Origin of the sequence: Neisseria sp. HMSC065D04 (assembly GCF_001815675.1) — a bacterium.
Lineage (GTDB): Bacteria > Pseudomonadota > Gammaproteobacteria > Burkholderiales > Neisseriaceae > Neisseria.
In genome coordinates this window covers 55,604-58,848 of record NZ_KV821490.1, presented here as the reverse complement: position 1 = coordinate 58,848, position 3,245 = coordinate 55,604, and the positions used below count along the sequence as shown (strand labels likewise).

General features: G+C 53.1%; 3 protein-coding genes. All 3 read right to left on the bottom strand.

The features are described 5' to 3' along the window. Positions 1-249: 249 nt before the first annotated feature. On the bottom strand, positions 250-459 hold the full coding sequence (locus HMPREF3050_RS03060; protein ID WP_003757400.1) for a heavy-metal-associated domain-containing protein: 210 nt from the start codon (positions 457-459) through the stop codon (positions 250-252). 758 nt (positions 460-1,217) lie between these two features. Further along, on the bottom strand, positions 1,218-1,787 hold the full coding sequence (locus HMPREF3050_RS03055) for an RBBP9/YdeN family alpha/beta hydrolase (protein ID WP_009312220.1): 570 nt from the start codon (positions 1,785-1,787) through the stop codon (positions 1,218-1,220). A gap of 340 nt (positions 1,788-2,127) precedes the next feature. Continuing rightward, positions 2,128-3,042 (bottom strand): sulfate adenylyltransferase subunit CysD, encoded by a 915-nt coding sequence (cysD, locus tag HMPREF3050_RS03050; RefSeq protein WP_070773401.1) that lies wholly within the window; start codon positions 3,040-3,042, stop codon positions 2,128-2,130. Positions 3,043-3,245: the final 203 nt, after the last annotated feature.

Sequence of the window (3,245 nt, the reverse complement as noted above, 5' to 3'; positions counted from 1 at the left end):
TGCACTTGAAATCCGAATCCAAGGTCGTCTGAAAAGCAGGCTTCATTTTCAGACGACCGCCGCCGAGACGGAATCTTGTTTTGATTATAGTGGATTTAACTTTAAACCAGTACGGCGTTACCTCGCCTTGTTCTGATTTAAATTTAATCCACTATATCCGGCGAAAACGTAAAAAAAGGTCGTCTGAAAACGGCTGATTCGGTTCTATATGAACCGGAATCCGTTTTCAGACGACCTTTTCGCAAGCAATCACAAAGCCGCGTCGTATCCGCCGTCTTCCACCGCGTCAATCAACGCCGCCGCATTGGTTTTCGCCGGATCAAATTCAATAACGGCATTTTTGTTTTCCAAACTGACTTCGGCTTTGGCTACGCCGTCGATACCGGTCAAAATGCGGGTAACACTTTTGACGCAACCGCCGCAAGTCATCCCGTCGATATGAAGCGTGAGGGTTTCCATAGGGTTTCCTTTCTGTGGGCAAATATCGTGAAATCCGACAAACCGCCGCAACACTTCAACGCAGACGATGCGCCCAAATGTCGAAACACAAATGCTTGTAGGATTTCATCCTAGATTGTAGAAAATATCCAAGACCGTACTGTAAACCCTCAAGAGGCAAAGTCAAGCGGGTCGTCTGAAAAAAGCCGCACGCTGCCGCCGTGCCGCAGCGGCAGGCAAATATAGTGGGATTAACTTTAAACCAGTACGGCGTTGCCTTGCCGTACTATCTGTACTGTATCTGCGGCTTCCGCCTTGTCCTGATTTAAATTTAATCCACTATAATATGCTGCCAAACAGTTGAAAAGGTTGGGTAAATGAGCGCAGCTAGAGTGAGCCGCAGGCGTAAACCCCAAAACACCGAAACTTCAAACCAAAGGTCGTCTGAAAACAAGCGTGAAGCATTTTCAGACGACCTTTCTTATGGGAAGCGGTGTGTTTTTAGGGTTTCGTTCGAGGATGGTTTCAGGGGTTGCCGAATTTTATAGTGGATTAAAATAAAAATGAGACAAGGCGGCAACGCCCGCCGTGTACGGGTAGTACATAAGGGCGTTGGCAACGCCGTATCATTGCAATTTTAATCCACTATATTGAAACTCAAAGGCTTCGTTTGAATAGGTTTGTCGGCTGTATCGGGTATCCGTATGGATGTTTCGGACCGGATTGTGTTTGGGAACGGGTATGCAGGTTTGTACGGGCGGGTGCTTGATTCGTTCGGGTCAGATTTTGGCTTCCAGCATCGGTTTTAAGGCTTCCCAAGCCTGCGGCAGTTCTGTGAAGCCGTCGGATGCCATCAGGTGTCCGCCTTGGGCGATGTGGGTGACGGGGCTTTTGAGTTTGTCCGCCATGTCCAGGGTCAGTTCGGGCGGGACGTGGGTGTCGTCGTCGGAGACGATGCAGTGTTTGGGCATTTGGATTTTGCGCAGGATGTCGAATTCGGGCGCGGCGCCTTTGATGTAGGCGTCAAGGGCGGGCAGCGGGGGCAGGGGGTCGGCGAATCCCGCCGCCAGTACCAAGCCGCCGATTTTTTCGGGTTGCTGGCGGCTGAGGAAGTGCAGAAGGGTGATGCAGCCTAGGCTGTGTCCGACTAAGAAGGTGTTTTCGTCGGGCTTGCCGATGACTTGGTCGAGGGCGAACTGCCACGAGGAAACCGTCGGCCGTTCGGGATTGGGCATTGCCAGCGAGTCGGCTTGGAAGCCTGCGGCGCGGACTTGTGCCGAGAGCCAGTCAAACCAGTTGCCGTGCGGATTGCCTTCAAAACCGTGTACGATAAAGACGCGTCGGGGCATGTCGATTACTCCTTTTCAGACGACCTGTCGGGTGTGTCGGTTTACTTATTATAACACTCATTGTTTGTTTCAGTTTTATCGTTATCCTGCGTCTGGCGGGCAAACGGGAACCGGGACGGTTGGTAAAACCGAAGGCGGAAAGGGGATGGCGCGGCTTCGGCGTCGGAATCAAACGCTCGCTTTGGGCTTGGGTGCGGGGCGTTGTTTGGTTAAAGTTCATGTGTGATTTTAGATTTGTATCAATAAAAGGTCGTCTGAAATCGGTTTCAGACGACCTTGGGCAGGGAAACATTCAGATGTAAATATTGTGAATGCCGCGGGTTTGGTCGGATTGCTCCGCTTAAAAATAACCCGCCTTTTTACGCTCTTCCATCGCTGCTTCCGACACGCGGTCGTCCATGCGCGTGGCGCTGCGCTCGGAGATGGTTGCCGCCGCGGTTTCGGCGATGATGTCTTCGGGCGTGGCGGCGGTGCTGGCTACGGGGCAGGTGCAGGAAATGTCACCAACGGTACGGAAGCGCACGTCGCGGATTTTGGAAACTTCGCCTTCGCGTTTCGGTGTCAGCGGGGTAACGGGGACGAGCAGCCCGCCGCGTTCGACGACTTCGCGTTTGTGGCTGTAATAAATCGGCGGCAGCGCGAGGTTTTCGCGGGCGATGTATTGCCAGATGTCGAGTTCCGTCCAGTTTGAAATGGGGAACACGCGCATGTTTTCGCCGCTAAAGAGCCGCGTATTGTAGAGCGACCAGAGTTCGGGACGCTGGCTTTTCGGGTCCCATTGTCCGAATTCGTCGCGGAACGAGAAAATCCGCTCTTTCGCCCGCGCTTTTTCCTCATCGCGCCGCGCGCCGCCCATCAGCGCGTCAAAGCCTTGTTCTTCAATGGTTTCCACCAATGTAACCGCCTGCGCGGCGTTGCGCGAATCGGTTTCGCGGCGTAGGACGACCGTGCCTTTTTTGATGGAGTCTTCAACGCTGCCGACCACCAGTTGCACGCCCGTGCGCGCCACGGTTTCATCGCGGAACTGAATCACTTCGGGGTAATTGTGTCCCGTATCGACGTGCAGCAGCTTGAACGGCAGCTTGAGCGGGCGGCCTTCGAGTTTGAACGCTTTGACCGCCAGCGCCAGCAAAACGACGGAATCCTTGCCGCCGGAAAACAGCAGCGCGGGATTTTTCGCCTCGGCGACGACTTCGCGGATGATGTAGATGGATTCGGCTTCGAGCCAGTCTAGGTGGTGGTTTTGAATAGACATATTGTTCTCTTTAGCAAAACTCGGATAGGCGGTACTCTAAAGAGGTCGTCTGAAAAACGGAAAGAATGGTTTGTTTGAAGCAAAGATGATTTCGTTATATTGGCGGGGTCGTCTGAAAAGGGATTGCCGTTTTCAGACGACCCCTTTGCCGCGCGGCAACGGAAACGGCACATATAGTGGATTAACTTTAAACCAGTACGGCG

Bases quoted from the DNA above. Each gene is read 5' to 3' on its own strand.
- HMPREF3050_RS03060 (WP_003757400.1), bottom strand. From the start codon at position 459: ATGGAAACCCTCACGCTTCATATCGACGGGATGACTTGCGGCGGTTGC.
- HMPREF3050_RS03055 (WP_009312220.1), bottom strand. From the start codon at position 1,787: ATGCCCCGACGCGTCTTTATCGTACACGGTTTTGAAGGCAATCCGCAC.
- cysD (WP_070773401.1), bottom strand. From the start codon at position 3,042: ATGTCTATTCAAAACCACCACCTAGACTGGCTCGAAGCCGAATCCATC.